The sequence below is a fragment of the Mycobacterium rhizamassiliense genome, assembly GCF_900157375.1.
Classification (GTDB): Bacteria; Actinomycetota; Actinomycetes; order Mycobacteriales; family Mycobacteriaceae; genus Mycobacterium; species Mycobacterium rhizamassiliense.
In genome coordinates this window covers 3,777,333-3,803,893 of record NZ_LT721901.1, presented here as the reverse complement: position 1 = coordinate 3,803,893, position 26,561 = coordinate 3,777,333, and the positions used below count along the sequence as shown (strand labels likewise).

General features: G+C 67.2%; 16 protein-coding genes, 1 tRNA gene and 3 pseudogenes. 8 read left to right on the top strand and 12 right to left on the bottom strand.

All coding sequences use genetic code 11. The features are described from left to right. Positions 1–38 precede the first annotated feature (38 nt). Positions 39–710 (bottom strand): HNH endonuclease, encoded by a 672-nt coding sequence (locus MRAB57_RS18485; RefSeq protein ID WP_077088633.1) that lies wholly within the window; start codon positions 708–710, stop codon positions 39–41. Between the two features lie 143 nt (positions 711–853). On the opposite strand from MRAB57_RS18485, the gene MRAB57_RS18480 reads away from it, so the two are divergent. From MRAB57_RS18480 to MRAB57_RS18470, 3 genes are all read left to right on the top strand, one after another. After that, positions 854–1,249: a globin gene (locus MRAB57_RS18480; protein ID WP_077088632.1), complete on the top strand. Its 396-nt coding sequence runs from the start codon at positions 854–856 to the stop codon at positions 1,247–1,249. A 26-nt stretch (positions 1,250–1,275) separates the two neighbouring features. Then, positions 1,276–2,841 carry a glycoside hydrolase family 13 protein gene (locus tag MRAB57_RS18475; protein ID WP_077088631.1) on the top strand — a complete coding sequence of 522 codons (1,566 nt, stop codon included), beginning with the start codon at positions 1,276–1,278 and terminating at the stop codon, positions 2,839–2,841. A gap of 72 nt (positions 2,842–2,913) precedes the next feature. Beyond that, on the top strand, positions 2,914–3,930 hold the full coding sequence (locus MRAB57_RS18470; RefSeq protein ID WP_077090681.1) for an FAD/NAD(P)-binding protein: 1,017 nt from the start codon (positions 2,914–2,916) through the stop codon (positions 3,928–3,930). A 46-nt stretch (positions 3,931–3,976) separates the two neighbouring features. Here the strand turns inward: MRAB57_RS18470 and MRAB57_RS18465 are convergent, their stop codons facing one another. The 5 genes from MRAB57_RS18465 to MRAB57_RS18445 form a co-directional block, all read right to left on the bottom strand. Beyond that, on the bottom strand, positions 3,977–4,654 hold the full coding sequence (locus MRAB57_RS18465; protein WP_245835956.1) for a DUF8185 domain-containing protein: 678 nt from the start codon (positions 4,652–4,654) through the stop codon (positions 3,977–3,979). Further along, positions 4,639–5,040 carry an acyl-CoA thioesterase gene (locus tag MRAB57_RS18460; protein WP_425436819.1) on the bottom strand — a complete coding sequence of 134 codons (402 nt, stop codon included), beginning with the start codon at positions 5,038–5,040 and terminating at the stop codon, positions 4,639–4,641. Before MRAB57_RS18460 ends, MRAB57_RS18465 begins: the two co-directional genes overlap by 16 nt. Positions 5,041–5,051: 11 nt before the next feature. Further along, positions 5,052–9,896 carry an NAD-glutamate dehydrogenase gene (locus MRAB57_RS18455; RefSeq protein ID WP_077088629.1) on the bottom strand — a complete coding sequence of 1,615 codons (4,845 nt, stop codon included), beginning with the start codon at positions 9,894–9,896 and terminating at the stop codon, positions 5,052–5,054. A gap of 52 nt (positions 9,897–9,948) precedes the next feature. Continuing rightward, a complete protein-coding gene (ettA, locus tag MRAB57_RS18450; protein ID WP_077088628.1) occupies positions 9,949–11,625 on the bottom strand; it encodes an energy-dependent translational throttle protein EttA in 1,677 nt (558 codons plus the stop codon). A gap of 68 nt (positions 11,626–11,693) precedes the next feature. Then, positions 11,694–12,170 (bottom strand): single-stranded DNA-binding protein, encoded by a 477-nt coding sequence (locus MRAB57_RS18445; protein ID WP_077088627.1) that lies wholly within the window; start codon positions 12,168–12,170, stop codon positions 11,694–11,696. Positions 12,171–12,441: 271 nt separating this feature from the next. Between MRAB57_RS18445 and MRAB57_RS18440 the strand changes: the two are divergent. Further along, a pseudogene (locus tag MRAB57_RS18440) lies at positions 12,442–13,688 on the top strand (HNH endonuclease signature motif containing protein). Positions 13,689–13,740: 52 nt separating this feature from the next. On the opposite strand, the gene MRAB57_RS18435 reads toward MRAB57_RS18440, so the two are convergent. From MRAB57_RS18435 to lipQ, 5 genes and pseudogenes are all read right to left on the bottom strand, one after another. Further along, positions 13,741–15,765, bottom strand: coding sequence for a bifunctional copper resistance protein CopD/cytochrome c oxidase assembly protein (locus MRAB57_RS18435; RefSeq protein WP_077088626.1), 2,025 nt, complete (start codon positions 15,763–15,765; stop codon positions 13,741–13,743). Between the two features lie 37 nt (positions 15,766–15,802). Beyond that, positions 15,803–18,166 carry a glycerol-3-phosphate 1-O-acyltransferase gene (locus MRAB57_RS18430; protein ID WP_077088625.1) on the bottom strand — a complete coding sequence of 788 codons (2,364 nt, stop codon included), beginning with the start codon at positions 18,164–18,166 and terminating at the stop codon, positions 15,803–15,805. After that, positions 18,163–19,932, bottom strand: a complete 1,770-nt coding sequence (locus tag MRAB57_RS18425; RefSeq protein ID WP_077088624.1) for an HAD-IB family hydrolase/lysophospholipid acyltransferase family protein — start codon at positions 19,930–19,932, stop codon at positions 18,163–18,165. The genes MRAB57_RS18430 and MRAB57_RS18425 overlap by 4 nt, the downstream gene beginning before the upstream one ends. Next, entirely contained in the window at positions 19,929–21,395 is a 1,467-nt protein-coding gene (locus MRAB57_RS18420; RefSeq protein ID WP_077090679.1) for a WS/DGAT/MGAT family O-acyltransferase, read from the bottom strand. Before MRAB57_RS18420 ends, MRAB57_RS18425 begins: the two co-directional genes overlap by 4 nt. 164 nt (positions 21,396–21,559) lie before the next feature. After that, positions 21,560–22,842 (bottom strand): annotated as a pseudogene (gene lipQ / locus MRAB57_RS18415) (esterase LipQ). 186 nt (positions 22,843–23,028) lie between these two features. Between lipQ and MRAB57_RS18410 the strand changes: the two are divergent. Next, positions 23,029–23,102 (top strand) — tRNA-Arg (locus MRAB57_RS18410). A 154-nt stretch (positions 23,103–23,256) separates the two neighbouring features. Continuing rightward, positions 23,257–23,949, top strand: a complete 693-nt coding sequence (locus MRAB57_RS18405; protein WP_245835955.1) for a cutinase family protein — start codon at positions 23,257–23,259, stop codon at positions 23,947–23,949. On the opposite strand, the gene MRAB57_RS18400 is transcribed toward MRAB57_RS18405, so the two are convergent. After that, positions 23,946–25,598, bottom strand: coding sequence for an acyl-CoA synthetase (locus tag MRAB57_RS18400; RefSeq protein WP_077088623.1), 1,653 nt, complete (start codon positions 25,596–25,598; stop codon positions 23,946–23,948). The two genes, MRAB57_RS18405 and MRAB57_RS18400, sit on opposite strands and share 4 nt — an antisense overlap. Positions 25,599–25,726: 128 nt before the next feature. Here MRAB57_RS18400 and MRAB57_RS18395 point away from each other — a divergent pair, with 128 nt between their 5' ends. Together MRAB57_RS18395 and MRAB57_RS28955 are read left to right on the top strand one after the other, a co-directional pair. Beyond that, the gene (locus tag MRAB57_RS18395) at positions 25,727–26,251 is read left to right on the top strand and encodes a hypothetical protein (protein WP_077088622.1); all 525 of its coding nucleotides are present in this window, start codon (positions 25,727–25,729) and stop codon (positions 26,249–26,251) included. 64 nt (positions 26,252–26,315) lie between these two features. Next, a pseudogene (locus MRAB57_RS28955) lies at positions 26,316–26,561 on the top strand (hypothetical protein); the annotation flags it as partial.

Below are 26,561 nucleotides of genomic sequence, written 5' to 3'. Positions count from 1 at the left end.
CGGCCCGGCCAGTTGCGCGTCCGGACACGAGATTGTCGTCAGGCCGCGCCTTCACCGAGGTACCGCGCCCAGACCGGATCCATCTCCTTGACGGTGGACAGCAGCCGCCAGTGCTGTCCGGTCGGCGGGACGGGGGCGCGGCGCAGCGCCCAACCGAGTTCGCTGAGCAGTTTGTCGCCTTTGCGGTGGTTGCACGTCGAACAGCACGCCACGCAGTTTTCCCAGGAGTGCTCTCCCCCGCGGCTGCGCGGCACGACGTGGTCGACGGTGTCGGCCTTGGCCCCGCAGTAGGCGCAGGAGAACCGGTCGCGGTGCATCAGGGCGGCGCGGGTCATCGGCACCCGGGCGCGGTACGGAACCCGGACGTAGGTCCGCAGCTGGATGACCGACGGCACGGCGATCGATGTCGTCGCCGAGTGGATGATCGGGCCGCCCGGATCGGCGTGCACCACGTCGGCCTTACCGCAGATCACCATCACGATCGCTCGCCGCATCGGCAGCGCGGTCAGCGGCTCGTAGGTGGAGTTCAGCAGCAGCACCCGGCGGCGGCTCCAGATCGAGGCGCTCTCGTGGCGGGTGGGTGGATGGGTCTCGGCGCCCGCGGTGGGGCGGTGGGAAACGCTATGGAGGGACGACACGGTTGGGGGCCCGGTTAACCCTGCCGCGGCCACGGAACTGCGGTGGCTGCGGCGTCTCTTGCCCTGCGCCATAGATCCTCCGCGGATAGTCCACCAGATTTCGCCGCTCAGCGCACCCCTATGGCAGGTGCGCGCCGTGTCCGGGGGGTGAACAGCAGGCGGAGTCGGGGCCTGGTGGGCGTTGCTGGGCGGCGGATGCACCACAATGGACAGCGATGGATTCCGAGCAACAATCGTTTTACGACGCTGTCGGCGGTGCCGAAACTTTCCACGCGATCGTGTCCCGGTTTTATGCGCAAGTCCCCGAGGACGAGATCCTGCGTGAGCTGTATCCCCTCGACGACCTTCCGGGCGCCGAGGAGCGGCTGCGGATGTTCCTCGAGCAGTACTGGGGCGGCCCGAGAACCTACTCTGACCAGCGCGGGCACCCCCGCCTGCGGATGCGCCACGTGCCGTTCCGGATCACCCCGATCGAGCGCGACGCCTGGCTGCGGTGCATGCATACCGCCGTCGCGTCCATCGACTCGCAGACGCTCGACGACGAGCACCGCCGCGAGCTGCTCAGCTACCTGGAAATGGCCGCACACTCGCTCGTCAATTCGCCCTTCTGATCTCCCAGCAAACTGAACGGAGCAGTATGAGCCCCGCAGCGTGGTGGTCGAACGCAGTTTTTTATCAGGTGTATCCACGGTCGTTCGCCGACAGCAACGGCGACGGGGTCGGGGACATCGACGGGATCGTTGCCCACCTGGACCATCTGGTGCGGCTGGGAATCGATGCGATTTGGCTCAGCCCGGTCACCGTGTCGCCGATGGCCGACCACGGCTACGACGTCGCCGACCCCCGCGACATCGACCCGCTGTTCGGTGGGATGCCGGCCATCGAGCGGCTGATCGCGGCGGCCCACGAACGCAACATCAGGATCACCATGGACGTGGTGCCCAACCACACCAGCTCCCAGCACCCGTGGTTCCAGGCCGCGCTGGCCGCCGGCCCGGGCACCGAGGCGCGGGAGCGCTACTGGTTTCGCGACGGCAAGGGCGCAGGAGGGGAGCTGCCGCCGAACAACTGGACATCGGTGTTCGGTGGGTCGGCCTGGGAGCGGGTGGTCGAGCCCGACGGCAACCCCGGCCAGTACTACCTGCACCTCTTCGACACCCATCAGCCGGATCTGAATTGGGACAATCCCGAGGTCTTCGAGGACTTCGCGACATCGCTGCGGTTCTGGCTGGACCGCGGGGTGGACGGGTTCCGCATCGACGTGGCGCACGGGATGGCCAAGCCGGCCGACCTGCCCGATGCGAAGGAAGGCGTCAAGGTGTTGTCGCACAGCGACGACGACCCGCGCTTCAACAACCCGGCCGTGCACGACATCCACCGCGGGATCCGCAAGGTCGTCGACGAGTACCCGGACGCGGTGACCATCGGTGAGGTGTGGGTGCTGGACAACCTGCTGTGGGCCGAGTACCTGCGGCCCGACGAGCTGCATCTCGGCTTCAATTTCCGGCTGACCAAGGTCGGCTTCGACGCGGTCGAACTTCACGACGCGATCGAGAATTCGCTGGCGGCCACCGCGATCTATGACGCCGTCCCGACCTGGACGCTGTCCAACCACGACATCGACCGTGAGGTCACCCGCTTCGGCGGCGGCGAGATCGGGCTGCGCCGGGCGAAGGCCATGGTGATGGCGATGCTCGCCCTGCCGGGCACGGTGTTCATCTACAACGGCGAAGAACTTGGCCTGCCCGACGTCCTGGACCTGCCCGACGAGGTGCTGCAGGACCCGACCTGGGAACGGTCCGGTCACACCGAGCGGGGCCGCGACAAGGTGCGGGTGCCGCTGCCGTGGTCGGGTGAGGAACCCCCGTTCGGCTTCTCCAGCTCACCCGACACCTGGTTGCCGATGCCGGCCGATTGGGCGGCGCTGACGGTGGAAAAGCAGGAAGCGGATCCCCACTCGACGCTGCCATTCTTTCGCGAGGCGCTCCAATTACGCAGGGAACGAGACGAATTCGACGGCACCGGGCTGGAGTGGCTGACCGCCTCGCCCGACGTGGTGGTCCTCCGCGCGCGGGGCGGCCTGCTGTGCGTGCTCAACGCCGGCACGGAAGCCATCGCGCTGCCAGCCGGAGAGCTGATGCTGGCCAGCGCCCCGTTGGTCAACGGTGAATTGCCGCCGGACAGCGCGGCCTGGCTGGCGTAGGCGCCGACGGGCGATCCAGCGGTTTGCGTGGGATTGCTCTATATCTAGTACATGCCGACGTACGCGTGGACAGTGATCGGGGCCGGACCCGCCGGAATTGCCGCGGTGGGGCGGCTTCTCGATCACGGGATCGCACCGGATGAGATCGCCTGGATCGATCCCGCGTTCGCCGGGGGTGATCTCAGCCAGAAATGGCGGTCGGTGTCGAGCAACACCATCGTCGGCACCTTCCTCAGCTTCCTCAATGGCTCTGCCGCTTTTGGCTTTTCGGAGGCACCGCGGACGCCATTGCAGGAGATCGACCCCGAGGACACGTGTGCCCTGGGCCTGGTCGCCGATCCGCTGGTGTGGGTGACCCAACGCCTGCGCGAGCGGGTGCACGTCCTGCAGACCACGGCGACATCGCTCTCGCTGCACAATCGCGAATGGAAAATCGAGACCCAACAGCGGGAACTCACCTCGCGCAACGTGGTCCTCGCCGTGGGGGCCGTCCCCAAGAAGCTCGACTACCCGCACCTGGACGAGATCCCGGTGGAGGTCGCCCTCGACCCCGAGAAGCTGGCCGATCAATCGCTGGACGGTGCCACGGTCGCGGTCTTCGGCTCCTCACACTCGTCGATGATCGTGCTGCCGAATCTGCTGCGCCACCCCGTCAAACGGGTGATCAATTTCTACCAAAGCCCGCTCAAATACGCTGTGTACCTGGATGACTGGATTCTGTTCGACGACACCGGCCTCAAAGGCCGGGCGGCCGACTGGGCCCGCGAGAACATCGACGGCGTGTATCCGGAGCGGCTGGAGAGATGCTGGGTGTCCGGCCCGGAATTCAGGGAGAAACTCGACGCCTGCGATCGCGTCGTCTACACGGTCGGGTTCCAGCGGCGGCACTTACCCGAGACCCCGCAGTGGGGGCGGCTGGAGTACAACCAGCAGAACGGCATCATCGCGCCCGGTCTGTTCGGCCTGGGCATCGCCTTTCCCGAATATGCCGAAGACCCTTACGGATTCGGCCAATATCGGGTCGGGCTCAAGAAGTTCATGGACTACCTGGATTCGATACTGCCGCTGTGGCTGCGCTACGGCCCGTGAGCACCCACACGCGGCCGAGATAAACTCGCGCAGAAGTTAACGGCGCTCAGCGCAATACCAACGCCGGATCGCCGCGGCGCCGGTACACCGAGCCGAACCGGGCGTCCAGACGCAGCCACGTCGGCATGATCCGGACCCGGATGATCTCTTCGTCGCCGATGGCTTCGGGCGACTGCGGCAGAAAACCCATCGCGGTCAACGCGAACACGCAACGCATGGGCAGGCCCACGCTGGCATCGCCCGAGCTGACCCGCACCACCTCCTGGTCGAGCAGCGAAGCCGGCGGGCCGTGAGAACTGCTGTGCTCCTTGGCAAGTTGGGCGCCGCGTTGCGCCAGGTTCAGCATCACCTGTGCCGGAACGTCGTCGAGGTGGGCAAAGCCGGAATCCGGGGGCAGGGCGCCCCGCCACGCCGAGTCCATCGCGAAGCCCGGATCGATGTAACCCGTCTCGTCCATCGCCGAAAGACCCTGCGCCAGCCCGTCGGCACCGACCGTCATGTCGTCGGGCCGTACCCTACCCACCACCGCCCTGCTGGCCAGCACGTCGAAACCCGTTGCTATCCAGGCGGTTAACAGCTCGGGAGAGCGGGTGCGCAGGCGGATCACCATGCCCTCGTCGAGCCGCTTGGCGCGGTCGACGAACGCGGCCAGGTCCGCACGATGGGCGTCTATCGACGCCGGGCCCAGCCACAATCCGCGGTCCGGCGCTATTCCCGAAGCCACCGTTGCAAGTACTCTCGATGATGTGGTGACAGCCGCACCAGCCGCTGCTCGTGGATGTGAACCGCGGCCAGCTGTGACTCGGCGATGACGGCCGGCTTGGACTGCGGATCGGCGCCGACCGAACGCACCTCGTAGCCGAGCGTGAAGTCGACCGTCCGCAGCTGTTTGGTCCAAAGGGTCACCTGCAGAGGTGAATCGACCAACTTCAGCTGTGCCTTATAGGTGACCCGGACGTCGGCGATCAGCAGCCCGATCTCCAGGATGTCGAGCTCGAAGGCGGGCTTGAGGAAGGGGACCCGCGCCTCTTCCAGCATGGTGACCATGGTGGCGTGGTTGACGTGCTGGTACATGTCGATGTCCGACCAGCGCACCGGCACCTGGGCCATGAAACCTGCCGTCACGCCGAAGACCCTCGCCCGCTGGTGCGCGTCATGCGCCGGATCTGCCGCGCGGCCACCGACAGCGTCGCGAGGTCCCTGGCGCCACTCGCATAGATCTCGTCAAGCGTGCGGCGCGCGCGCTCCACACGGGAGGCGCTGATGTGTTCCCATTCGGCGATCTTCTCTTCTCCACTTTCGTCGGGCTCCCCGACCGCCAGTACGTCGAAACACAGCGAGCGCAGCGAGGCGTAGATGTCGTCGCGAATAGCCAAGCGCGCCAACGAATGCCAGCGGTCGTAACGGGGCAGTTCGGATATCGAGGTCAACAGGCCGTCGGTGCCCAGCCGATCCATCAGCGCGAAGTAGGTGTCCGCCACGTCGGCGGTGTCGACCTCGGTGATGTCGGCGATGTCGATGATGTCGAGCAGGCTGAAGCGGTACAGCCCGGCCGCGACCATGTAGGCCAGGTCCTTTGGCGTGCCCGCCGAAGCGAACTCCGCGGCTTCCTGCTCGACGATGGCCCGGTCGTCCCCGCGCAGCCACTCCGACATTCGCGGTGTCAGCGCTTTGACCTTGGCGGCGAACCGGTTGATTTCGGCCCCCACCGCCAGCGGCTGCGGCCGGTAGTTCAGCAACCAGCGTCCGGCGCGGTCGATCAGTCGGCGGGTATCCAACGTCATCCGGTCGGACAGCTCCACCGGGATGTCGGCCGCCCGGATGCGGCGCCACACCTCGCCCACGCCGAAGATGACGTCGGTGGCGACGTAGGTGCGGATCGCGTCGAGCGGCCCGACGCCGACGTCCTCGGTGATGCGGAAGGCATAGCTGATGCCGCCGGTGTCCACCAGATCGTTGATCAGCATGGTCGCGACGATCTCGCGGCGTAGCTGATGTGTGCGGATCTCCGGGGTGAACCGCTCGCGCAGCGGCGTCGGGAAATAAGCCGGCAGCCTCGACGCGAACACGTCCTGCTCCGGCAGTTCGGTGGTCAGCATCTCCTCTTTGAGCGCCAGCTTCACGTGCGCCATCAACGTCGAAAGCTCGGGCGAGGTGAGTCCGATCCCGATCTCGGTCCGCCGCTGAATCTCCTTCTCGGACGGCAGCGCCTCCAATTCGCGGTTGACGCCGCGCCCCTCGAGATACTTGATCTGCAGCGCGTGCACCGGCAGCAGGCTCGGCGCGTTGGCGCGGCTGGTGCCGATCAGATCGTTCTGGTCCTCGTTGTCGGTGAGGACCAAGCGCGCGACCTCGTCGGTCATCGACTCGAGCAGCGGGGAACGCTCCTCCGGCTTGACCTTGCCGGCGGTCACCAGCGAATCGATCAGGATCTTGATGTTGACCTCGTGGTCCGAACAGTCCACGCCGGCGGAGTTGTCCATCGCGTCGGTGTTGATCCGCCCACCCGCGAGGTCGAACTCGACGCGCCCCAACGCCGTGACCCCCAGGTTGCCGCCTTCGCCGACGACCTTGGCGCGCAACTGGATTGCGTTGACCCGGACCGGGTCGTTGGCGCGGTCGCCGACGGCGGCGTCTGACTCCGTCTCCGCTTTGATGTAGGTGCCGATGCCGCCGTTGAACAACAGGTCCACCGGCGCGAGCAGGATCGCCTTGATCAGGTTGGGCGGCGACATCTCGCTGACGTCTTCGTCGATGCCCAGCGCCTCGCGCACCTGCGGGCTGATCGGGATGGCCTTCTGGTCGCGGCTGTACACGCCGCCGCCCTCGCTGATCAGCGACTTGTCGTAGTCGTCCCAGCTGGAGCGCGGCAGGTCGAACATCCGCTGGCGCTCCGGCCAGGACGACGCGGCGTCGGGGCTGGGGTCCAGGAAGACGTGCCGGTGGTCGAACGCGGCGATCAACCGGATGTGCTTGCTCAGCAGCATGCCGTTGCCGAATACGTCGCCGCTCATGTCACCGACACCGACGACGGTGAAGTCCTCGGTTTGGGTGTCGACACCCATCTCCCGGAAGTGACGCTTGACCGCCTCCCATGCACCCTTGGCGGTGATGCCCATCGCCTTGTGGTCGTAACCGACCGACCCGCCGGAGGCGAACGCGTCGCCCAACCAGAAGCCGTAGGACTTGGCGACGTCGTTGGCGATGTCGGAGAAGGTGGCGGTGCCCTTGTCGGCGGCCACCACCAGATACGCGTCGTCACCGTCGCGGCGGATCACTTCCGGTGGCGGGCTGACCTTTCCGGTCGAGTGGTCAACGTTGTCGGTGACGTCCAGCAGGCCGGAGATGAACAGCTGATAGCAGGCGACGCCCTCGGCCCGGTTGGCGTCGCGGTCGACGGCGGCGTCGCCGGTGGGCAGCGGCGGGCGCTTGAGAACGAAGCCGCCCTTAGCACCGACGGGCACGATGACGGCGTTCTTCACCGCCTGCGCCTTGACCAGACCCAGGATCTCGGTGCGGAAGTCGTCGCGCCGGTCCGACCACCGCAGGCCACCGCGCGCCACCGGGCCGAACCGCAGGTGCACGCCTTCGACGCGGGGGGAATACACGAAGATTTCGTATTTGGGGCGCGGTAGCGGGAGCTCGTCGACCAGCTGGGCGTCCAGCTTGATCGCCAGGACATTGCGCACCCGGGCCGAACCCTCGCGTGTCACAAAGTAATTGGTCCGCAGCGTGGCCTGCACCAGCGAGGCGAAGGCGCGCAGGATGCGGTCGGTGTCCAGGCCCACCAGCGCGTCGATGTCGGCGGCGACAGCGGCCGCGGCGGCCTGCGCCTCGCGGCTCGTCGGCGACCCCGAGGCCCGCGGATCGAACAGGGCCTCGAACAGCCGCACCAGCGACCGTGCCGTCGACGGGTGTTCGTTGAGCACCGACTCGATGTAGGACTGGCTGTACGGAAAGCTGGCCTGCCGCAAGTACTTTGCGTAGGCGCGCAGCAGCACGACCTGATGCCAGTTGAGCCCCGCACGCATCACCAGCTCGTTGAACCGGTCGATCTCGACGCGGCCATGCCAGATCGCGGTGACCGCGTCGGCGAATCGCTCGGCCATCTCGTCGCGTTCGGCCTGCGTCGACGCCAGCTGGATGGTGGGGTGCGGCTGGATCCTGAACTGATAGATCCACACCGGCAACTCGTCGGGCCGCACGACCGTGAACGGCCGCTCTTCGAGCACCACGACACCCATGCTCTGCAGCATCGGCAGCAGCTGGCTCAGCGAGGCGGTGCGTCCACCCAAAAACCAAGTCAGCTGGGCGGATTCCTCCTCGCTACCGTCGGAGAACACCAGCTTGACCGAATCGTCGGACAGCTCCTTGATGATGGCGATGTGCTCGAGGGCGTCGGTGGGGGCGATGGCCGACTTATACGCCTCGGAAAATGCGCTCGCGTAGTGCTCGGCGTCGGCCTGCGACACCGAGCCGGTGACGGCGGCGCCGATGAGCCGGTCGGACCAGGTGCGCGCGGCCTCGCTGAGCAGGCCCTGGATCCGGATGCGGTTGGGCTCGGAGATGTCGACCTGCGGCGCGTCTTCGGGTAGCCGGACCATGAAATGCATGAGCGCCCAAGGCGATTCACTGACGCGGGCGGTGAATTCCAGTCGCGTGCCACCGAATTCGCGGACCAGAATGTCCTCGATCGCCAGCCGCACCGCGGTGGTGTAGCGGTCGCGGGGCACATAGACCAGACACGAGACGAAGTACTGGAGCCGATCGCTGCGCAGGAACAGCAGCGCCTGCCGCCTCGATCCCAGGTCCACGACCGCTTTGGCCATCGTGAACAGCCGATCGGCGCTGAGCGTGAAAAGCTCTGGGCGCGGGACGGTCTGGATGACGTCGAGCAGCAGCTGGCCCGGGTGGGCAGGGTCGTTCTCGGCCATCGCGAGCGCGTCGCGGACCCGCCGCGAAATCGTCGGGATCTCCAGCACGTCTTCATTCATCGCCGCGACGGTGAACAGGCCGACGAAGCGGTGCTCGATGATTTCGCTGTCGGTGTCGTCGACGTTTTCCCGGACCGCGATGGCATACGGGTAGGCGCCGTAGCGCAGGTAGCTGCCGACGGCGGCCTGCGCCAGCACCAGCAACTTGGCACTGTCGGTCAGCCGGGGCCGCGAGCCGGGTCGGTTGCGCAGCACGCCGAGCCCGGGCGAGCCGTCGCTGACGACGTGCCCGTCGTCGACCCTGCAGCGCTGGTAGCCCAGTAACAGGAAGTTGCCCTTGTCCAGCCAGCGCAGCAGGGCCGCGACATCCTCGCGGTCGGGTGCGGCAAAGTGGTTGTCCGCGTTGGCTTCGACAGCCGCGGCCAGATTGCTCAGGGCCGCGATGATTGCCGCCGCGTCGGTGGCGACCTGCTGGACGTCGGTCAGCACCTTGGGCAGCAGCTCGGCGACCTCGGCGAGGACGTGGCTGTCGACGGACGGCAGCAGCTGGACGTGGATCCATGCCTCGCCCTCGTACTGCGAGGTGCCCGGTGCCTTCGGCTGGATGCTGAGCAGCTCGCCCGCCGCGTTGCGGCGGACGTCGAACACCGGGTTCATGATGCCCGCGTAGCCGACCCCGAGCCGGTGCAGCAACACCATGACCGAGTCCATCAGCATGCCGCCGTGATCGGTGACGACCTGCAGCGCCGGCCCGAATCCCGCGGCATCGTCGGCCGGGTGGACGCACACGCAGCTGGCGCCCTCCGGACGGCACTCGCCGAGGCGGTAGTGCGCCTTCAGCACGGCCGGCGTGACCATCAACGCGGGGATGGCCAGGTTGATGGTGCCGGTCTCCGCGCCGCCCGGTTCGTCACCCCGCGGGCCGCGATAGGTCTCGACGTAGGCCCTCGAGATCCACTCGGGGACGTCGGAGGCCTTCGTGAATGAGGTCCAAGGCTCGAGGTGCTCGTTCGCTCTGGAATCGATCGTCATGCCGATGGCTCCCCATTCACGACGTTATGCACCTGCGCTGGCTGAGCTGACCTTAGTCCCGAGTTAGCTTGCGGTGGGTGACCCGGTGCGGTCTGGCGGCGTCAGCGCCGAGCCTTTCGACCTTGTTCTCCTCATAGGCGCCGAAGTTGCCCTCGAACCAGAACCACTTGGCCTCGTTGTCGTCGTCGCCCTCCCACGCCAGGATGTGCGTACATGTCCGGTCGAGGAACCACCGGTCGTGGCTGATCACCACGGCGCAGCCGGGGAACTGCTCCAGCGCGTTCTCCAGCGAGCCCAGGGTTTCGACGTCCAGGTCGTTGGTCGGCTCGTCCAGCAAAATCAGGTTGCCGCCCTGCTTGAGCGTGAGCGCGAGGTTCAGCCTGTTGCGCTCACCACCGGAGAGCACACCGGCCGGCTTCTGCTGGTCGGGGCCCTTGAATCCGAAGGCCGATACGTATGCCCGGGACGGCACCTCGGTCTGGCCGACAACGATGTGATCGAGCCCATCCGAGACGACCTCCCACACGTTCTTCTTGGGGTCGATTCCGGCGCGGCTCTGGTCGACGTAGCTGAGCTTGACGGTCTCCCCGACCTTGACCACTCCGCTGTCCGGCTGTTCCAGCCCGACGATCGTCTTGAACAGCGTGGTTTTACCGACACCGTTGGGCCCGATGACGCCGACGATGCCGTTGCGCGGCAGCGTGAACGACAGGTCCTTGATCAGGGTGCGGCCGTCGTAGCCCTTGTCGAGGTGCTCGACCTCGACGACCACGCTGCCCAGCCGCGGCCCGACCGGGATCTGAATCTCCTCGAAGTCGAGCTTCCGCGTCTTCTCCGCCTCGGCGGCCATCTCCTCGTAGCGCTGCAGGCGAGCCTTGCTCTTGGCCTGGCGCGCCTTGGCCCCGGACCGGACCCAGGCCAGCTCCTCGGTCAGCCGCTTCTGCAGCTTCGCGTCCTTGCGGCCCTGCACCGCGAGTCGATCGGCTTTTTTCTCCAGGTAGGTCGAGTAGTTGCCCTCATAGGGATAGGCGCGGCCGCGGTCGAGTTCGAGGATCCATTCGGCGACGTTGTCCAGGAAGTAGCGGTCGTGGGTGACCGCCAGGATCGCGCCCGCGTAGGCGGCCAGGTGCTGCTCGAGCCACTGCACGCTCTCGGCGTCAAGGTGGTTGGTCGGCTCGTCCAGCAGCAGCAGGTCGGGTTTGCTCAGCAGCAGCTTGCACAGCGCGACACGGCGCCGCTCACCACCGGACAGGTTGGTCACCGGCTCGTCGGGCGGCGGACAGCGCAGCGCGTCCATCGCCTGCTCGAGCTGGGAGTCCAGGTCCCACGCGTCCGCGTGGTCCAGGTCCTCCTGCAGCCGGCCCATTTCCTCCATCAGCTCGTCGGAGTAGTCGGTGGCCATTAGCTCGGCGACCTCGTTGAAGCGGTCAAGCTTGACCTTGATCTCCCCCAGCCCCTCTTCGACGTTGCCGCGAACGGTCTTCTCCTCGTTCAGCGGCGGCTCCTGTTGCAGGATGCCGACGGTGGCGTCATTGGCCAGGAAGGCGTCGCCGTTGTTTGGCTTATCCATCCCGGCCATGATCCGCAAGACGCTCGACTTACCGGCGCCGTTGGGGCCGACGACACCGATCTTGGCGCCCGGGTAAAAGCTCAACGTGACGTCGTCCAGGATCACCTTGTCGCCGTGCGCCTTGCGGACCTTTTTCATCGTGTAGATGAACTCAGCCATGCCGCGGTTTTGCCTTTCTGGTCTTCGAGATTGATCTCGCCGACCATCCTAGGCATCGCCGCGCTACCTCAAGCCGACAGTGGCAGCGCAGCCGACTCGTCGCCCGCGGCAGGTTCCCCGTCGGCTTGCGCGGGATCCGGAATCTCGGCGGCGGCGGGGGCGGGGACCTCGTCCTGGTTCGGACCGGTGTAGCCGGGCTTCTCAACACGCACGATCGCGCGCGAGACATCGGGCCCCACCGACGTCGCCCGCATCTCAAGCGACGACCGGCGATTGCCGTCGCGGTCCTCGTACTCGCTGGTGTACACGTGGCCCACCACGATCACCGGCGCGCCCTTGCCGAGCGCGGCGCCCACGCCGGTGACCAACTTGCCCCAGCAGTTGACGTTGATGAACAGCGAGTTGCCCGGTTCCCAGCCGCCCTCGGCGGTCCGGCGGCGCGAATTGCTGGCCACCCGGAACTTGATGACCTCCTGGTTGCCGACGTGCCGGCGCTCGGGGTGGTTGACGATGTGGCCGACGACGGTAAGCGGTGTTTCGAACATTGCCTCGATTTCCTTTCCTGGCCATCCGGAGATGGCGCTCTCGTGTGGTGCCATTCAGCGGCACTGCACCGACACCTCAGATGCGAACGGGCGCGCCAGTCGCTTCCGCTGTGGAGACACCCACGACTGTGGATAGCTTTCGTTAATTGGGATAGGTGTCAGCCGGACTAAAAGGGTTGTCCTTGTTGGCGATTGATGGCGATTGATGGCATTCATACATGTGCGTATCTGACGGCCAAAATTTGTCGTACCTGGCTGCGACGATGGGGTTATGTCGTCGATCGCATCTGCGCCCGCAGTGACTCCCCCCGATCGTCTTGGGGTGTTGTTTGAAGAGTTGGCGGAATTGGCCGGTCAGCGCAACGCAATTGATGGCCGCGTCGTGGAGATTGTCTCCGAGATTGACCGCGAGGAGCTGTGCGGCGCTACGGGTGCGCGGTCGGTGGCAGCGTTGGTCGCCTGGAAGCTCGGGGTGTCATCAGGGAACGCCCATACGATCACGACGGTGGCGAGCCGGTTGGCCGAGTTTCCGCGCTGCGCCCAAGACATGCGGGAGGGGAGACTGTCGTTGGACCAGGTCGGGGTCATCGCGGCTCGCGCCCCCGGCGGCTCCGACGGTCATTATGCGGAGCTCGCACGCAGCGCGACGGTCAATCAGCTGCGCACCGCGGTCGCGCTCGAACCGCGACCCTAACCCGATCCGCGGACCCCACCCCCGCGCGCAATCACCAAAACCTCCGGCGACGAGTTCACCTGTTGGCGGATCACGCTTCCGCACCCCGAGGCGGCCACGTTCGAAGCGGCACTGCAGTGTCATCGCGATGCGCTGTTCGCCGAGTGGAAGCGCGATCACGGCGACGACCAACGGGGATGCGATCAACGGCCGCCATTGCCGACGAACGTCGAGGCGTTCATGCGACTGGTCGAGGCGGGCTGGGACGTTGAGGCAGCACGCCGACCACACGCCCAGCACACCACGCTGGTGGTGCATGTCGATGTCGAACAACGTGCTGCCGCACTGCATCTCGGTCCTCTGCTGTCCGACGCCGAGCGTCGGTACCTGACCTGTGATGCCACGGGTGAAGTGTGGTTTGAACGCGACGGTGAGGTGATTGGTGCCGGGCGGGCGACGCGGCTGATCAGCCGGCGGCTTCGCCGAGCGCTCGAGCACCGCGACCGGATGTGCGCAGTGCCCGGTTGTGGGGCCACCCAAGGTCTGCACGCCCATCACCTCCGACATTGGGAGGAAGGCGGGCCCACCGAGTTGTGCAATCTGGTGTTGGTCTGCCCGTATCACCATCGGCTGCACCACCAGGGCGGCATCACCATCACCGGCCCCGCATACGATCTCGTCGTCACCGACAGCGCAGGGCACCGGCTAGACGCAGGATCGCTGGCGCGCCCGCCCACCCTGGGCCCGCGCCCGACGTCCCACCGTGCCCCGGCCCCACCGGCGAACGCGCCAACTGGTGGTGGCATGACCCCTTCCAACCTCAACCACCACCCATTAACAACTAGCTCAAATCGAAGCTGGAACACGTTGACACGTAAGAGCTTTCGGCTGTTCATGTCACCGAGGCGACCCGCCAGGGCCCCGGGTCTGGCGCCGCGCCATCTCCGCGAGCATCGCGTTGTAGGCGGTCAGGTCGGCGTCATTGTCACGGTCGGCGGCCCGATCCAACCGCCGAGCGGTCCGGGCGTCGCTGCGGGCCCACTGCACCAGCAGCGCGAGCATGACAATTACCAGCGGGATTTCGCCTGCCGCCCAAGCGATCCCACCGCCCAGGCGTTGGTCGCCCAGCAGATCGGTGTGCCAACTCAGGCCCAGCGAGCGGTAGTAAGCCTCCCCCAGCACGGTGGGCGTGCCCATCAGTTCTACCCCGAAGAACGCATGCATGGGCAGGGAGGCGAACACCACGCCCACCTTGGCCAGGTGGGGGATCGGCCGGGGCGTGGGGTCGACGCCGATCACCACCCAGTAGAAGAGGTAGCCGCTGACCAGGAAGTGCACGTTCATCGCCAGATGCCCGGCGTGGCTGGCCACCGCGTCGTCGAAGATGGAGGTGAAGTACAGGCCGTAGAACCCGGCGACGAACAGCACGGTGGCCACGATCGGATTGGTGAGGATCTGCGACACCCTGCTGTGCAGGGCGGCCAACAGCCATTCCCGCGGCCCCGGTGGGTCGTCGCGGCCGGCGGCTGGCAGCGCCCGCAGCGCCAGGCTCACCGGCGCGCCCAGCACCAGCAGGATCGGCGTCAGCATCGACAGACCCATATGCGCGGCCATGTGCATGCTGAACATCGCCGGCATGTAGCGGCCGACGCCCGAGGACGTGACGAACAACAACGTCAGGCAGCCCAACAACCAGGCGACCATCCGCCCGGGCGGCCAGTGGTCGCCGCGGCGCCGCAGCCGCACCACCGCCGCCACGTACAGCGCAGCCAAAACGATTGCTGCCGTGCCGAATACGAGATCGAAGCGCCAGTCGAACAGAATCCGGGCCACTGTGGGCGGCCCGGCGAAGTCGTAACCGATCTCAGCCTCAGGGATCGACGGCAGCCCGCCCGGGGGCGGCGGTGGCGGGGTGCGGCCCAGGCCGACCGCGATACCGAACGTCACGCCGAACAGGGCCGCCTCGATCAACGCCAGCCGGAGCAGGACACTGCGCTTCTGGGGATCAGCTTGCAGCGCAACGACTCCGGACCGTCGCTGGCGCCAGCCCAGCACACCGAGCGCGCACAGCGCGACGAACTTGGCCACCACCAGCCGCCCGTACGCGGTGCCCAGCAGGTCGGACGGTGCCAGCCGCACCAGGGCGTTGATCACACCGCTGAGTCCCATTGCGACCCAGCACCACAGGGCGATCGCGGAGAACCGGCGGGCCGCCAGGTCGAGGTGGTCGCCGCCGCGCAGCGCGTGGGCGACCAGGGCCAGCAGGCCGCCGGCCCACACGCTGGCCGCGACGAGGTGAATCAACAGGCTGTTCGTGGCCAGGTCGTGCGAACCGCCCGCCGACGAGTGGCCGGTGAGGCCGAGCGGAATCAGGGTGATCATCGATCCGGCCAGCAGCACTGGCGTCCACGACCAGCGCAGCACCGCCACGCTCGCCAGCGTCACCAGCGCGGCCAGCACCGCGGTCCAGCGCCACGCGGAGGCCGTGTTGATCAGGTCGGCCAGCGTCCAGATCGTCAGCGGGTTGAGGTGCTCGCCCACCGGGTGGCCCGAGACGTCGGAAATCGTCAGCGGGATCAGCAGGGCGGCGCACACCGCCCACACCCCCGAGGCGACCGTGCCCAGCCGAAGCGCCCGGTATCCGCCGGCGTCGAGCACCCCGGTTTTTTGGGGCGGCACCAGGAATGCGGCGAACAAAAACGACCCCACGGCCAGCACCGCCGCGATCTCGCCCGCCGCCCTGACGAAGGGCAGGCCCAGCGTGGTGACGGGCCCGGGGTCGGGCAGGCCGGTGGCGGTCAGCGCATCGGCCAGCGACAGCGCTCCAATCCCGGCGGCCGTACAGCCGGCCAGCGCCGCGACGGCGATAAGCAGCGGCCACACCAGCGGGCGCGCTTTGCCTTCGGACTGGCCAACCGTCATGTATCCAGGGTATGAGCGCGCCCCGGGGCCGCTCGCACTACCCGGCTTGCGTGGCCGGAGGAATGCGCCGCGCCCTGGATTCGCGGGCGACGAACTGGCCGCGGGCGATGCGCTCGACGTAATCGAAATCACGCCGGATGGCCCGCAATTCCTGCCGGAAGGCGACCCGGCGTTCGGCGAGGTCGTCGGCGGGGCCGATCAGATCCTGGTCGACGACGACCTGGCGCGCGGTGGCGAACAGCAGCGTCGACACCGACTCGCTGCTGCGGACCCGCGTTTGGGCCACGTACTGCTGGCCGATCCCCAGGGCCAGCCCCGTCAGTTCCTTCTCGCCGATGTCCGCCGGCGCATCGCGCAGCACGTCGGCGACGAGCTCATACGCCTCGAAGAACACCCGCAGCATCGCGTCCGACATCAACGGGCGCTTGGCGAACAGCGTGGCGTCGATCTCTTCGCCCCCGGCGGCCACGTGTGCCTCCCAGTCGTCGTGCCATGCCAGCTCTTCGGTGATGTTGTCCCGGAACGCCGCCGAGTCGGCGAAATAGAAATCGAACTTCAGCAGATCGCGCAGCCGCATCGCCTGAGCCCAGAACGCTTCCACGCGATCGGCCGGCGCCGCCGGGGAATTGCGGACATGGGCCAGCGCGAGTTCGACGATCGAGGTCTCCAGGAACGCGTGGATCACCGAGTTCCGGTAAAACGCCGCGGCATGCTCCTCGGCCGGCGCGATGAGCCACACCGGTTCGCGCCCACTGTCGACTCGGGTGATCGGGTGCCCGTTCGACAATGCGTCGACCGCCGCCCGCACGCCGTCGCGGGTGCGCAGCCGCAGCGCGCTGGTCGACACCGGAGTCTGTTTGCGGTCGAGGTAATCCAGCGAGTCCTGCAGCGTGTGGTGCAGCTGGCCGAGGGTGAGCGCCGCACCGCGCGTGGTGAGCAGCAGCGCGCACACCAAGCCGGTCGCCGTTACCGGCGTCGCACGCAGGATCCGCCACGCCACCTCGAACGACATCTTCTGCAGCGCAAGTCGTTTCGCGTCCTTGTCGTGCATCAGTGGGCCGTGCGACGCCCCGAGATGCTGCCGCATCGACACCGCCTCCGGGAAGCGGACGTAGATCTTGCCGTAATTGCGCTCGCCCTGGGCCTTGATGAAGTTGTACAGCCAGCCCACACCTTCGGGCGTCTTCTCGCCGCCGCGGGCGTAGGCGGCGTACTCGGCCGTCTCGTGCAACTGATCGAAGCTGATCGAGACCGGTTGCAGCAGAATGTCCTCGCTGCGGCCGTCCAGGTAGGCGTCGGCCACATAGCTCATCAGGCCGAGCTTGGGCGGCAGCATCTTGCCGGTGCGCGATCGGGTGCCCTCGATCGACCAGCTCAGGTTGAACCGCTTTTCGACGATGTAGCCGACGTATTCGCGCAGCACGTACTTGTAGAGCGCGTTGCTGCCGATGTTGCGGCGAATGAAGATCACGCCGGACCGGCGCAGCAGCGGGCCCATCAACCCGAACGACAGGTTGATACCGGCGAACACGTGCACCGGTGGCAACCGGTTCTCCTGCATCGCCACCGGCACCACCGCGCCGTCGATGTAGGAGCGGTGCGAGAACAGCAGCACCGCGGGATGAACTTCCAGCCCGGCACGCACCGCCGCGACTTGATATTCGTCGTAGTCGATCTCGGGTTCGAACCCGCGGCTGATCATTCTGCCCAGGACGGAAACGAGGTCGACGGACGCTCTGCTCCACCCGGTGGACAGTTCGTCGAGCATCTCGCCGGCTTCGTCGAGGGTGGCGCCCGGGATCTTCTGCAAACCTTCGCGAAACCGGCTGGACGCCAGGATCTCTGGCTTCACCAACCGCGGGGACTTGTACTGCGGACCCAGGATGCGGTACTCGGCGCGTTCCAACGCCAGGACGGCGCGGCGGGCGACGAATTCGGCGAAGTCGCGGTCGTCTTCGCCGACGGTGGTGTCGCGCCACTGCTGGCGCAGTTCGGACACCGTGGCCGCCTCTCCCGCCACTACCCTGGCCCGGCGCGGGTCACTACGCTCAATCTGGCGCTGCTGGCGTTCGTTGGGGCGGTACGGATCTCGTCCGGGCAGTAGGCCCGCGAGCTTGGCGATTCTGCCCCGGTCCGGCGCCGGTAACCAGAACACCCGCACCGGCACGATCGAACGATCGTCGGCGGACTCGAGCTGCTCAACCAGCGGCAGCAGCGCGGTCGGCGGACCATCGGCCGAAGGCAGCTTCAACACGTCGAACTTCACGCCCGGGTTGCTGGCGCGCTGCCGGTCCAGCCACTCGGTCACCAGCTGTGTTTCGACATGTGAGTCCATGGACGCCAATACCAACGAGTCTCGCGCGGTCAGGACCGCGCCGGTATCTGCGGCCGATTGGGTCACGTGCGTCCTTCGGGCTGCGAGCCCGTTGCCTCGGAGCTGGCCGGCTGATGCGCCTCACCGTTTTCGAGAGAACTCTCGGACAGGCTCGGATTAGCTTGCGCCGGTGGGGTTTTTGCTGTGGAGCCCTTGCCCTTGGCGGCTTTGTTGGCCGCGGCTTTCTTCGCGGGAGCTTTCTTGGCCGCCGCTTTCTTAGCCGGAGCCCTCTTGGCCGCCGCAGCTTTCTTAGCCGGAGCCTTCTTAGCCGGAGCCTTCTTGGCCGCCTTCTTCCCGGCGTTGAGATCGACTTCGGGCAGGTCGTCCACGGGCCAGTTGGCCAGGGTGTCCAGATACAGCTGGCGCACTTCGGCAATGCGCTCGGTCAGCGTGTCGACGGTCCAGTCCTGCACCGAAATCGGCGGGAACACAGCGACATCCACCGTGCCGGGGTTGATCGTGGTGGAGTTTCGCGCGGCGACGAGCTCCGCGTTGCGAATCACGATCGGCACGATGGGGATGCCGGCCGCCATCGCGAGGCGGAACGGTCCCTTTTTGAAGGGCCCGACTTCGGTGGTGTCCAGCCGAGTGCCCTCCGGCGCCATCAGAATCGAAAGCCCCTGCTTGGCGCGCGCTTCGGCGGTCTGCATCGTCTCCAGGGCCGCGCCATGATCGTCTCGGTCGATGAATATCCCGTCCAGCAGCTTGCCGAGCGGGCCCATGATCGGGTCGCGCTCCAGTTCCTTTTTGGCGACGGCAACCCAGTTGTCGCGGATCAGCGCGCCGGAGATGATCGGGTCAACCTGGTTGCGGTGATTGAAGATGAAGACCGCCGGGCGCTGCGCGGTCAGGTTCTCCTTGCCGATGACATTCAGGTTCACGCCGGTGGCGGTCAACACGGCCTGGGAGAAGTTGGTGGTGAAGAAGTTGACGCCCCGCCGCCTGCTGCCGGTCAGCACGCCCCACGCCACCGCACCCGCGCCCACCGGGAACATCGACCCGAAGCCCGCGAGCGTCCGCAACTGCCGCCGAAGGCCCACCGGGCCCCGGCTGTTGAACGCGAGGATGGGCCAGCCGCGCCGCTTGGCCACGGCCGCCATCTTCCCCTCGGGGTTCGTCGGCCGTGGGTTGCCGACCAGATACATCAGGGCGACATCCTCGTCACCGTCGGCGTAGAAGTAACTGTCCTTGAGGTCGATGCCGTTCTCGGCCGCAAACCGTTGCACCGCAGCGGCTTTTCCGGGACCCCACAGGATCGGCTCGACGACGTTGCCGGTGAGCAACCCGTCTTCGTTGGTCTCGAATTTGTTGGTGAGCGTGTTCACGATTCCGAGGAACCGGGCCACCGGATTGACCTGGATGGTCAGCGCCGACGAGCTGAGGACGACGGTGTGACCACGAGCCACGTGGGCCCGCACCAGTTCTCGCATCTCCGGGTAGATCCGGGACTCGATGCGTTGGGCGAACAGCCGCTCGCCGATCTCGTCCAGATCCGTCAGCAGCCGTCCGCGCAACGCCTCGGACGCTTTGCCGATCAGGTCTTCGAACTCGAGGCGCCCGAGCCGGTGGTTCAGGCCGGCCTGAACCATGTTGAGCAGCTCCCCCACCCCCATGTCGCGCCGGCGCAGGCGCTCCTGGGTGAGGATGATCGCGGTGAAGCCCGCCACCAGGGTTCCGTCCAAGTCGAAAAACGCGCCGACTTTGGATCCCGATGGGCTGGACAGGATCTCGGCGACCGATCCCGGCAGCCGCATATCCTTGGGTGGAGTTGATGTCTCTTTGGCCGCGCTCATGAACCTGCCGTCCGTTTCGATGTTGTCGGTTCGGTGAATGAGGCGGGCACCGCGCGCGGTGGCGGATCGCCGGCCAGCGCCAGGATCTCGTCGAAGCCCTCCAGCAGACAGTGGGCGAACAAAGCCTCGTTGCGTACCGCCGCCCGGTCGTAGCGCACGGTGATGGTGCACCAACCACCCCGGGAGATCAGCACCACCATCATCGCCACGCCCGGCAGCGGGCCAATACCATACTGCCGCAACACCTTTGCGCCAGCAATGTAGGTATCTCCGGGGTAGACCGGGACGTTACTAGCCTGCACATCGGACCCGACGACCGAGCCGGTGATCCCCTCCAGCACCGTGGTGGGCAGCACGCTCAACACCGGCGCCAAAGACCCGATGATGTTCATCGCCGGCTCGTCGCGACGCTGGGTCATCTGGGCCCGGATCTTCTTCATCCGCGCCACCGGGTCGGCGGTGCCGATCGGCGCGGCGAGGTTGACGCCGGTGAACCGGTTGCCACCGGCCGTGTCGGCGTCGGCCCGCAGGCTCACCGGCACCGCCATCGGCAGCGTGCCGATCGGCACACCGAGCGCCTCGTGATAGCGCCGCAGCGCGCCGCACAGGCCAGCGAGATACGCGTCATTGATCGATCCCCCACCGGCTTTCGCCGCCTTGTGCAGATCGGCGAGCGGGATGTCGATCGCTTCGGAGCGGGTGGCCAGGCTGCGCCGGCGCAGCACCGGCGACGGTTCGGCGGCCCGGTTGAGCACCCGCATGCCCGAGACCGCGTACCCCACGATCCCCGATACCGTCGACATCGGTTCCAGCAGCGCACGCCCGGCTACCGACACCGCCCCCGTCAGCGCGTTCAACGCGCCGCCGACGACGGCGATGGGCAGGCGGTTAATGCCTTCTCGCATCAAGTCATTCGGCGACAAGTCCTGCGGCACGGGCAGCGGTGGCGTCGGGCGCGCCGGTGGATCGCGCTCGAGGTCGTAGATTTCGGCGAACATCTCGACGCCGCCGACACCATCGGTGACCGCGTGACTCACGTGCAGCAGCGTCGCGGCCTTGCCGTCGGGCAGACCCTCGACCAACGTGGCGGTCCACAGCGGCCGCGAGATGTCCAGCGGTGACTGCAGGATCAGCTCGGCGAGATCGAATACCGCGCGCAGCGTGCCCGGTTCCGGCACGCGCACCCGGCGGACGTGAAAGTCCAGGTTGAAATCGGGGTCGACCACCCAGCGGGGGGAGGCCGTCGGCAGTGTCGGCGCGACCACCTTCTGCCGCAACCGCAGCACCTTGCGGGAGGCGTTCTCGAACCGGGTGCGGAAGCGTTCCCAGTCCGGCGTGCTGTCCAGGAGCTCGAGCGCCATGATGCCCGACCGGGTCCGGGGGTTGGCTTCGCCGCGGTGCAGTAGATAGTCGACCGGCCCAAGCTCGTCGGGCAGTCCGGCGGCCACGGCCGGCTCAGCCATGATCATCAGTTCGATGCGCCAACCGTGTCACCGCAGATCAAGTCTCCTGCCTCGGCCCTGTCAAACCCAGATTGCCACTCCAACGCTAGTCGGGTTGGCGCGCCGGTGAAAGGCACGATTCAGTTGCTACTGAAACGTTGTGCCAGGCAGTTGATCTGCGCGGTTCAGCTGGCAGACGTCGCCGAGAGCGGCCACGAATCGATGGCCGCGCTATCGCGCTGCGCGTAGACGATGCCCAAGAAGTTGGCGACGGCGTCGGCGGCCAGCTTGGACCGCACGGTGGAGAGGATGTCGAAAGCGTGGTGGGCATTGGCGAGCTCGGCGTAGGCCACCGTGGGCGCACCGGCGTCGCGCATGGCCGCGCAGAAGGTCCGGGCCTGGTTGCACGGAACCAGTTCGTCCTTCTCACCGTGCAGCACGAAGAACGGCGGAGCTTGGTTGTGCGCGTAGGAGATCGGGGAAGCCGCCTCGAAGGCTTCGGGCGTCTCGGCGTACCGCGCGCGCATCACGAACTGCTCCAGGAACGGCAGCATCAGCTCGTGCATGGCCTCGGCGTTGGTGAAGTCGTAGACGCCGTAATAGGGGACGGCCGCCTGCACGCTCGTGTCGGCTTCCTCGAACCCGGGCTGGAACCTGGGGTCGTTGGGGGTCAGCGCGGCCAGCGAGGCCAGGTGTCCCCCGGCCGAGCCGCCGGTGATCGCGATGAAGTCCGGGTCGCCGCCGTAGTCGGCGATGTTCTCGCGGACCCAGGCGATGGCCCGCTTCACGTCGATGAGGTGCGCCGGGAAGGTGCTGCGCGGGCTCTTGCGGTAGTCGATCGATACGACGATCCAGCCGAGCTCGGCCATCCGGGTCATCAGCGTGTACGCCTGACCGCGTTTGCCGTTGACCGCCCATGCCCCGCCCGGGACCTGGATCAGCACCGGCGCGCGGCGCCCCGGGGCCATGTCGTGACGGCGCCAGATGTGCGCCCCGGGGCCATGTCGTGACGGCGCCAGATGTCCAGCAGGTTGTCCCGCCCGCCCGGCCCGTAGGAGATGTCGGAGGTTTGCGCCGCGTACCGGCGGTGCGGCCCGGGGCGCTGCAGCCAGCCGCCGCGGGGCGCGCACTCGGTCGCCTCGCAGGTCGGGTGGCAGACCAGGTCGGCGAAGTCGGGGCCGAAGGACTCGACGAGGGCGGCGGTGAGGGCCTGGTCGGCCTTTTGCGCGGCCCAGGAGTTGCCGACCCGGCCGATGGACGGCCGCGGCACCCGGGACAACGCGTGCCCGGTCACGACGTGCGGGGGAAATTCGGTGGCCAGCCAGCCGGCGAACCAGCCCGCCGCCGAGGGACCACCACGCAGCAGCAGCGCGCCGGCCTGGTAGGCACCTCTGGCCTCGGCCGTCAGTCGCCACGCTTGGGCACCTGCCCGCGCGTACCGCGACGTCATGCTCATGACCATGCTCATTGCAACGCCACCCCTCGACGCCTATGCACACGCCTCGTTGCGGTTAACGGCTGTTTACCAGCCGATGTTGTACGTGTGTCGAGGGCCCAACCATAGCCGATACTTGGCGTGCGGGAAGGTCTTTCGGGCGCGTCGCGGCGGCGAGTCGGAAAGGCGGTCGCTGTTCGATAGACTGACCTGCACATTGCCTCCGTAGCTCAGGTGGATAGAGCAAGGGCCTTCTAATCCCTAGGTCGCACGTTCGAGTCGTGCCGGGGGCACCGAGAACCAATACGCGGGCTGACCCGCCCCTCAGCCGCGCGCAGCGAACCAGAAGGCGGCGATCGACCCGCCCATCGCGCCGCCATTTCGCCCTCGACCTGCGTGAGCAAGGGTGCCCTTAGTTGCCCGGAGGCGGTATGTCAGCATTAGCGGGTGAACGCCCCCCAACTCGCTCGCTTGCTCGGTGCCGCCGTGGCGGCAACCTCGGCAGCACTGCTGAGCTCACCGATGCTCATCGCCCCCGCTTCTGCCGCCCCCTGCCCCGACGTCGAGGTCACGTTCGCCCGCGGGACCAACGAGGCGCCCGGCGTCGGCGTCGTCGGCCAGCAATTCATCGATGCACTGCGCCCGCAGCTCGGCGGCCGGTCCGTCGGGGTGTATGCCGTCAACTACCCGGCGGGTGAGGATTTCGCCCCGTCGGCATCCGCCGGCGCCCCCGATATTCACGCGCACGTTCGGTCGATGGTCGACGCCTGTCCCAACACCAAGCTCGTGCTCGGTGGATATTCCTTGGGCGCCGCGGCGGTAGACCTGGCGACCATCGCCCGTATGCCGATCGCGGGCCTGATCCCCGACATCCTCAACGAGGATGAGGCCAATCACGTTGCCGCACTTGCCCTCTTCGGTAATCCGTCGGACCGGTACCTGGGGGGGCCGGTCAGCACGATCAGCCCCTGGTATGGGGCCAAGGCCATCGACTTGTGCGCGCCAGGCGATCCGGTGTGCACGCCGGGCGGGGCCCTGGCAATGCCTTCACATGACGAGCTGTTTTCCCCGGCGCACCTGTCCTATCAGCAGTCCGAGATGCCCAGTCAGGCCGCGACTTTCGTCGCGAGCCACCTCTAACCCTCGACGTCCATTTCGTTGAGAACCCGCCGCAGTAGCTTGCCCGTGGCATTGCGGGGCAGCTCGTCGATGAACACCACATCCCGCGGGACCTTGTAGCGCGCCAGATTGTTCTTGACGTAGAGCTTGATCTCCTCGGTGTCCTGCGGCGCGCCGGGCTGAGAAACGATGAAGGCGCGCAACCGCTTTCCGAACTCGGAGTCGTCGACGCCGACGACGGCCGCATCGAACACGTCGTCGCGCTCGATGAGCAGGTTTTCGACCTCCTGCGGGAAGACGTTCTCGCCGCCGGAGACGATCATGTCGTCGTCGCGGCCGTCGACGAATAGCAATCCGTTCTCGTCGAAGTGGCCCATGTCGCCGCTGGACATGTAGCCGTCGATGATCTGCTTGTGCCGGCCGTCGGTGTAGCCCTCGAAGGGTGCCGCGTTGCGGACGAAGATCCGGCCCCGGTTGTGGGTGCCCTCGACGCGACGGCCGTTGTCGTCGAACAGCACCACCTCGCACGTCAAAGGTGCGCGACCGGCGGTTCCGGGGGCCATGCGCAGTTCGGCCGGTGTGCCGATGCTTGCGATCCCGCATTCGGTCGAGCCGTACATGTTGTAGAGCACCTCGCCGAACGTGTCCTGCACGCGGTTGGACAGCTCGGGCGTCAGCGCCGACCCGGCGATCAGGATCACCTTCAGCGTCGACGTGTCGTACTTGGCGATCACGTCGGGCGGCAGTTCGACCATGCGGTGCAACATCGTTGGGATCGCCACCAACATGTCCGCCTTGTGGTCCGCGATGAGTTTGAGGGTGGCTTCGGCGTTGAAGCGCCGGGTGGTGACGATCTTGTTGCCCAGCGCCGCGGCAACCAAGAAGGTCGCCAGGCCGGTGCTGTGAAAGATCGGCGAGACGATGACAACGGTCCCCTTTTGGGGGTACGGCACGCGGTCGACTAACTGGACCGTCGCAAATGGGGAGACCTTGCCACGTGGTGCCCCCTTGGGCAGCCCGGTCGTGCCACTGGTGAGCACGACGCTTCCGCCGGCCTTCGTCGGGGGCGGCAACGGGTCGCTGCTGTTCGTCGCGATGATGTCGTCGATCGTCGGCGCGTCCTGCGGCGCGTGGGTGCCGTCGTCCAACCACGTCAGCACGCGCGGCAGGTCGGCGGGCAGGGCATCGAGCAGGCCGAGGAACTCGCTGTCGTGCAACACGATCTTCACGTTTTCGCGCTCACACACCTCCGCGAACTGCGGTTTGGCGAAGCCGGTGTTCATCAGCACCAGGCGGGCGCCCAGCTTTCCGCACGCGGCCATCGAGACGACGAGCCCGCCGTGGTCGCGGGATAGGACGCCCACGACCGAACCCTGGTCGACGCCCAGCGTCTTGAGCCCGCGGGCCAGGGCGGTGGACATGTCGTCGATCTGCTTGTACGTGAGGGTCCGGCGCTCGTCCACGATGGCGGGCAGGGACCCGAATTTGCGGCCGCCCTGGATCGCCATGGTCGCCTGCGGCCCGTAAACGCGCGAATTCTTCACCGTTTGCAGCGTTCCGCCGACATCGCCGAGCTCGAGGATGCCGGTGTCGCGCAATCGCTTTACGGCTTTCGCCTTTTCCACGGCGCGGCTGAGCTTCTGCCGAATTCCATCGTGAGCCACGGCCATCGGGCCTCCTCAGAGCCAGTTTCGAGCCCACATTAACAACGTTTGTCATCTTGGCCACGTCGAGGTGATGCCCGGCCTACCGTAGTCACGTTGCAACGTCGGCCGTCGTTCAGAAGGGTGTCGGGCGGGTGGGTGGCAAAACCGGGCCGCGCGCGCTGGCCATCGCTTCCGCGCTCGTCAGCGTCCTAACGAACAGCGCTGTCGCACACGCCGACGCGCCACCTTTTCCCGACCTCAGCACCTACACGCCCGACACCGTTGGGGACTACTTCATCGCGGTCGCCAATAGCGGACGCGGGGAGCCGACCGCTGCGGTGTATTTCCTCACCCCCGACCCCGACCACGTCACTTGTGATTTTGCGTCCGGAGCCGCGCAGTGCGCCGGATTCGATTACCCCGGCGTTCCGCCAGCCGGGGCCGACAAGGTGAATTGGATCGCCACCGACAGGGGTGTAACGCAATCCAACGTCTCGATCGACTCCGGCCACAAGGTCAATGGGCGCCGGGTCAAAGTACTGCCTCCGAAGCATTCGATCGCGGTCGGCGACGTGATCTGCGGCGCCGACGGTGCGCGCACCCTCGGATGCAAAGACGCCCGAGGTCGCGGCTTTGTGCTGTCGCCGCTAGGGACCACCTGGCTGCCGCACGTGTGATGTCACGCGCCCGCCTGACCAGGCATCTTCCCCTTTGCGCGGCCGATGGGGCACAATCGCGCTGGTGACGAACCCGCAAGGACCACCAGGCGGCGACCCGTCGGAAGGGGCCCGTCCGCCCGCACCCGGCGGCCCGCCCAACCGGCCCGGTCCGCCGCGGCCCGCGCAGCCGTCCGAGTCGGAGACTCGCCAAATCCGGCACCCGGGCCCAACGCCGGGCCGGCCGCCGCAGCAACAGCAGGGCCCGCCCCCGAATCGGCCACCGCAACCGCCGGGCCGGCCGCCGCAGCAGCAGGGCCCGCCGCCGAAC

Bases quoted from the DNA above. Each gene is read 5' to 3' on its own strand.
- MRAB57_RS18485 (WP_077088633.1), bottom strand. From the start codon at position 710: ATGGCGCAGGGCAAGAGACGCCGCAGCCACCGCAGTTCCGTGGCCGCG.
- MRAB57_RS18480 (WP_077088632.1), top strand. From the start codon at position 854: ATGGATTCCGAGCAACAATCGTTTTACGACGCTGTCGGCGGTGCCGAA.
- MRAB57_RS18475 (WP_077088631.1), top strand. From the start codon at position 1,276: ATGAGCCCCGCAGCGTGGTGGTCGAACGCAGTTTTTTATCAGGTGTAT.
- MRAB57_RS18460 (WP_425436819.1), bottom strand. From the start codon at position 5,040: ATGGCCCAGGTGCCGGTGCGCTGGTCGGACATCGACATGTACCAGCAC.
- MRAB57_RS18455 (WP_077088629.1), bottom strand. From the start codon at position 9,896: ATGACGATCGATTCCAGAGCGAACGAGCACCTCGAGCCTTGGACCTCA.
- ettA (WP_077088628.1), bottom strand. From the start codon at position 11,625: ATGGCTGAGTTCATCTACACGATGAAAAAGGTCCGCAAGGCGCACGGC.
- MRAB57_RS18445 (WP_077088627.1), bottom strand. From the start codon at position 12,170: ATGTTCGAAACACCGCTTACCGTCGTCGGCCACATCGTCAACCACCCC.
- MRAB57_RS18435 (WP_077088626.1), bottom strand. From the start codon at position 15,765: ATGACGGTTGGCCAGTCCGAAGGCAAAGCGCGCCCGCTGGTGTGGCCG.
- MRAB57_RS18425 (WP_077088624.1), bottom strand. From the start codon at position 19,932: ATGAGCGCGGCCAAAGAGACATCAACTCCACCCAAGGATATGCGGCTG.
- MRAB57_RS18420 (WP_077090679.1), bottom strand. From the start codon at position 21,395: ATGGCTGAGCCGGCCGTGGCCGCCGGACTGCCCGACGAGCTTGGGCCG.
- MRAB57_RS18400 (WP_077088623.1), bottom strand. From the start codon at position 25,598: ATGGCCGTGGCTCACGATGGAATTCGGCAGAAGCTCAGCCGCGCCGTG.